The organism is Streptomyces niphimycinicus (assembly GCF_018883605.1).
Taxonomy (GTDB): Bacteria; Actinomycetota; Actinomycetes; order Streptomycetales; family Streptomycetaceae; genus Streptomyces; species Streptomyces niphimycinicus.
Genome location: NZ_JAHLEM010000935.1, coordinates 1 through 5,651 on the forward strand (window position 1 = coordinate 1; position 5,651 = coordinate 5,651).

Consider the following 5,651-nt stretch of genomic DNA (forward strand, 5'->3'; position numbering starts at 1 on the left):
TCCTCCAGCGAGAACACCCCCGCCACATGCGCCGCCGCGATCTCACCGATGGAGTGACCGATCACCACATCCGGACTGACACCGAAGTGCTCCAGCAACCGGAACAGCGCCACCTCGACCGCGAACAACGCGGGCTGGGTGAACACCGTCCGATCCAACAGCCCGGCATCCGCGCCCCCCTCCGCCGCGAACATCACCTCGGTGAGCGGACGGTCCAGCAGCACATCCAGATGCGCACACACCTCGTCCAGCGCACGGGCGAACACCGGGAACGCCTCATACAACTCCCGGCCCATACCCAGACGCTGCGCACCCTGACCCGAGAACAAGAAGGCCGACTTTCCAGCAGTTACGGCCTCACCCTGGACGACTCCCGAGGCGATTCCGCCCTGCGCGAGAGCACTCAGGCCGCGCAGAAGGGTTTCCCGGTCCTCACCCACCAGCACGGCACGGTGCTCGAACACCGACCTGGACGCCAAGGTGTGCCCGACTTCGAGCACGCCGACGTCTTCCCTGGCCGCGACATGGTCGTACAGCCGCTCGGCCTGCGCCCGCAGCGCCTCCCGGTTCTTCCCCGACACCAGCCACGGCACCACGGCCGCCGACACCGGCGCCTCGGGGGCCGTCTCCGCAGCCGCGGCCTCTTCCAGGTCAGGAGCCTGTTCGAGGATGGTGTGGGCGTTGGTTCCGCTCAGTCCGAACGAGGAGACACCGGCCCGGCGCGGCCGACCCGTCTCCGGCCACGCGATGGCCTCCGTCAGCAGCCGCACCTCGCCCGCCGACCAGTCCACCTCCCGGGACGGCTCGCCGACGTGCAGCGTCTGCGGCAGCACGCCCTCACGCATGGCCAGCACCATCTTGATGACCCCGGCCACACCGGCCGCGGCCTGCGTATGACCGATGTTCGACTTGATGGCCCCCAACCACAGCTGACTGTCCGCCGGCCGCTCCTGCCCGTAGGTGGCCAGCAGCGCCTGCGCCTCGATCGGGTCACCCAGCGTCGTACCCGTACCGTGCGCCTCGACCGCGTCCACCTCGGACGCCGACAGTCCGGCATTGGCCAGCGCCTGGCGGATCACCCGCTGCTGCGACGGCCCGTTCGGCGCCGTCAGACCGTTCGAAGCGCCGTCCTGGTTGATGGCCGAGCCCCGCACCACCGCCAGCACCGGATGGCCGTTCTTCCGCGCGTCCGACAGCCGCTCCACCAGCAGCATGCCGACGCCCTCGGACCAGCCGGTGCCGTCCGCGCCCTCCGCGAACGGCTTGCACCGACCGTCGGGCGCCAGACCGCGCTGACGGCTGAACTCGACGAAGGCACCGGGCGTCGACATCACCGACACACCACCGGCGAGCGCCAGATCGCACTCGCCCTGGCGCAGTGCCTGCGCCGCGAGATGCAGCGCCACCAGCGACGACGAACACGCCGTGTCCACCGTCATCGCCGGCCCCTCGAGGCCGAACGTGTACGAGATACGCCCGGACACCACACTGGCCGCGCTGCCTGTGCCCACATGGCCACCGAAGTCCTCGGGAGCGTCGAGCATGATCGTGGAGTAGTCCTGGCCGTTGGTGCCGACGAACACACCGGTCCGGGTGCCCCGCAGCGCGGCCGGCTTGACGCCCGCGTACTCGAATGCCTCCCAGGAGGTCTCCAGCAGCAGCCGCTGCTGCGGGTCCATGGCCACCGCCTCGCGCGGCGAGATGCCGAAGAACACCGGGTCGAACTGGGGTGCTCCGTAGAGGAAGCCGCCCTCGCGGGCGTAGAAGGTGCCCGGGTGCTCGGGGTCCGGGTGGTACATCCCCTCGACGTCCCAGCCACGGTCTCCGGGGAACCCGGCGATGCCGTCGCCGCCTTCGGCCAGGAGGCGCCACAGGTCCTGCGGGGTCTCGACGGCTCCGGGGAAGCGGCAGCTCATCGCCACGATCACGATGGGGTCGTCGTCATCCGCGGGCGCACGACGCGACACCGCGGCGGTGGCCGCCTCGGTGTGGGCTCCGCCGAGCTCCTCCCGCAGATGGCCGGCGAGCACCTCGGCGGTCGGGTAGTCGAAGACGAGGGTCGACGGCAGGTGCAGACCGGTGGCCAGGTCCAGCCGGTTGCGCAGCTCGATGGCGGTGAGGGAGTCGAACCCGAGGTCCCGGAAAGCACGGCCGGGCTCGACGGCGTCCGCCGAGAAGTGGCCGAGCGCCGAGGCCGCGTGGGTGCGGATGAGGTCCAGGAGGACGGCTTGCTGTTCGGCGCCCGAGAGTCCGGCCAGTTGTTCCCGGAGACCGGATCCCGGCTCTGTCCGGGCGGTGGCACCGCCCGAGGCGGCCAGGAGTTCCCGCGCCTCGGGGATGTCGCTCACGAGGGCGGTGGGGCCCGCGCTCAGCATCGAGGCCATACCGGCCCAGTCGATGTCGGCCACGACCAGCGCGGGCTCGGCCTGGCCGACGGCCCAGCGCAGCGTGTCCACGGCCAGCGAGGGGGTCATGGGGGGCAGTGGCCCGCCACGCATCCGCTCCCCGGCGCGGCCGCTCGCGGCCATGCCGCTCTCGGCCCACGGGCCCCAGGCCACCGCGGTGGCGGCCAGGCCCTGGGCGCGGCGCTGCTGCGCCAGCGCGTCCAAGTAGGCGTTGGCCGCCGCGTAGGCGGCCTGGCCCGCGCCGCCGACGACGCCGGCGAAGGAGGAGAACAGTACGAACGCGTCGAGTGACAGTCCTTCGGTCAGCTCGTGCAACTGCCGCGCGCCCTCGACCTTCGCGGTCAGGGTCCCGGCGAGCTGGTCGACGGTCAGGCCGTCCAGCACACCGTCGTCCAGGATGCCCGCCGCGTGCACGACGGCGCTCAGCGGATACCGCTCAGGGATGGCGGCCAACACCGCGGCGAGGGCGTCCCGGTCGGCGGCGTCGCAGGCCGCGACGGTCACCTCGGCGCCCAGTTCCTCCAGCTCCGCCTTGAGCTCAGCAGCGCCTTCGGCCGCCGGGCCGCGACGGCTGGTCAGCACCACGTGTTCGGCGCCCTCGCGCACGGCCCAGCGCGCCACGTGCGCGCCCAGGGCACCGGTGCCACCGGTCACCAGCACCGAGCCCCGGGGCCGCCACGCGCGCTCCGCCGACTCGTTTCCGGCGGTGACGCGGGACAGGCGCCGGGCGTACGCTCCGGAGCCGCGCACCGCCACCTGGTCCTCGCCGCCTTCGGCGGACAGCGTCCAGGCCAGCCGCGCGGCGGCGCGCTCGTCCAGCGTCCCGGGCAGATCGACGAGGCCGCCCCAGATCCGCGGGTGTTCCATGGCCGCCACCCGGCCGAGACCCCATATTTCGGCCTGCGTTGTGCTCGTGAGCTGGTCGGAACGGCCCACCGAGACGGCGCCGCGGGTGCCGCACCACAGGCGGGCCTCGATGTCCGCCTCGGCCAGAGCCCGTACCAGCATCAGTGTCAGTGCGAGTCCGCGGGAGACCACCGGGTGCTCGGTGCAGGGCCGCTCGTCCACACCCACCAGGGACAGCACACCGCCGATTCCGGGCAGACCGGCGGCGATCTCACGCAGCCGTTCGGCCAGTACGCCCGGGGCGAGGTCGGCCTCGTCGGCCACGACACGCATGACATCGGCACCGTGCCGCTGGAGTGCGGTGGACACCGACTCGGCGAACGCGTCATCGGCGCCGGAGGCGGGAAGGACCACGAGCCAGGTCCCCGACAGCGTGGCCGCGGGGTTCTCCGAGACGGGCTTCCACGAGATGCGGTACCGCCAGCCGTCGACCGTGGCCCGGTCGCGCTGCTGCCGTCGGTACGACGACAAGGCGGGCAGCAACTCGCCCAGCGAGCCGCCGTCGACGTCCAGCGCCTTCGCCAGCGCGCCCAGGTCCTCGCGCTCCACCGCGTCCCAGAACCGCGCGTCCACGGTGTCCGCGGCCGCGGAGCCACCCGACGCTGCGCTCGTGCTCTCCAGCCAGTAACGCTGACGCTGGAACGGGTAGGTCGGCAGCTCCACCGTGCGGGCGCCCCGCCCGGCGAAGACCGTTTCCCAGTCCACCGCCACGCCGTGGACGTGGGCTTCGGTCAGCGCGGCCAGCAGAGCCTGTGCGTCGGGACGCTCCTTGCGCAGGACCGGCACCACGACCGGGGCCGAAACCGCCTCTCCGGTCAGGCACTCCCGCGCCATCGCCGAGAGCACACCGTCGGGGCCCACCTCCAGGTAGGCGGTGACGCCCTGGGCCTCCAGGGAGCGAACGCCGTCGGCGAAGCGAACTGCCTCCCTGACGTGCCGCACCCAGTACTCCGGCGAGCAGACCTCATCGGCCCCGACCGGCTCTCCCGTGACGTTGGAGACCAGCGCCAGGGTGGGGGTCTGGAAGGACAGCCCGCGCACGACCTTGCGGAAGTCGTCCAGCATCGCGTCCATGCGGGGCGAATGGAACGCGTGGCTGACCCGCAGCCGGCTCGTCTTGCGCCCTTGTTCCGACCACTGGGCGGCGATCTCCAGCGCCGCTTCCTCGTCACCGGCGATGACCACGGCGTTCGGGCCGTTGACGGCGGCGATGCTCACCTCGGCCGCACGGCCGGCCAGCGAACCGGCGATCTCCTCCTCCGACGCCTGCACCGCCACCATGGCGCCGCCCTCGGGCAGCGCCTGCATCAGACGGCCGCGGGCCGCGATCAGCGTGCACGCGTCCTCCAGCGAGAACACCCCGGCCACATGCGCGGCGGCGATCTCACCGATGGAGTGGCCGATCAGCACATCCGGGGTGACACCGAAGTGCTCCAGCAACCGGAACAGCGCCACCTCGATGGCAAACAGCGCGGGCTGGGTGAACGCCGTCTGGTCCAGCAGCGCGGCCTCCGCGCTCCCCTCCGCCGCGAACACCACCTCCCGCAGTGGACGGTCCAGCAGCAGGTCGAGCCGCGCACACACCTCGTCCAGCGCACGGGCGAACACCGGGAACGCCTCGTACAGCTCCCGGCCCATACCCAGACGCTGCGCGCCCTGACCCGAGAACAGAAATGCCGTCTTGACCACTGTTCCGGCCACGCCCTGGACCACGCCAGGAGCTGCTTCGCCGGTGGCGACCGCCTCGAGCCCGCGGAGGAGTTCCGCACGATGCGCGCCCGACACCACCGCACGGTGTTCGAACGTCGACCGTGCGGCAACCAGGGAGTGGCCGACGTCCAGGGGACTCAGCTCGGTCCGCTCGAGCAGGAACGCGCTGAGTCGGGCGGCCTGGGCCCGCAGAGCATCCGCGCCACGAGCCGACAGCAGCCACGTGGCCACACCGCTGTCCTGGTCGGAGACCGAGCTCGGCTCGGTCTCGTCCTCGTCGACCGGCGGGGCCTGCTCGATGATGGTGTGCGCGTTGGTGCCGCTCACACCGAAGGCGGAGACACCGGCCCGGCGCGGCTGACCGGTCTCGGGCCACTCGGTGGCCTCCGTCAGCAGCCGCACCTCACCCGCCGACCAGTCCACCTGTCGCGACGGCTCATCCACATGCAGCGTCCGCGGCAACACTCCGTGGCGCATCGCCATGACCATCTTGATGATCCCGCCGACACCGGCGGCGGCCTGCGTGTGCCCGATGTTGGACTTCAGCGCGCCCAGCCACAGCGGGCGCCCCTCCGGCCGCTCCTGGCCGTACGTCGCGAGCAGCGCCTGCGCCTCGATCGGGTCGCCCAG

General features: G+C 72.3%; 1 protein-coding gene. It reads right to left on the reverse strand.

Annotation, left to right across the window (positions count from 1 at the left end):
• Positions 1 to 5,651: type I polyketide synthase (locus KN815_RS45705; RefSeq protein WP_216347694.1), on the reverse strand; the 5,651-nt coding region annotated here is incomplete at both ends.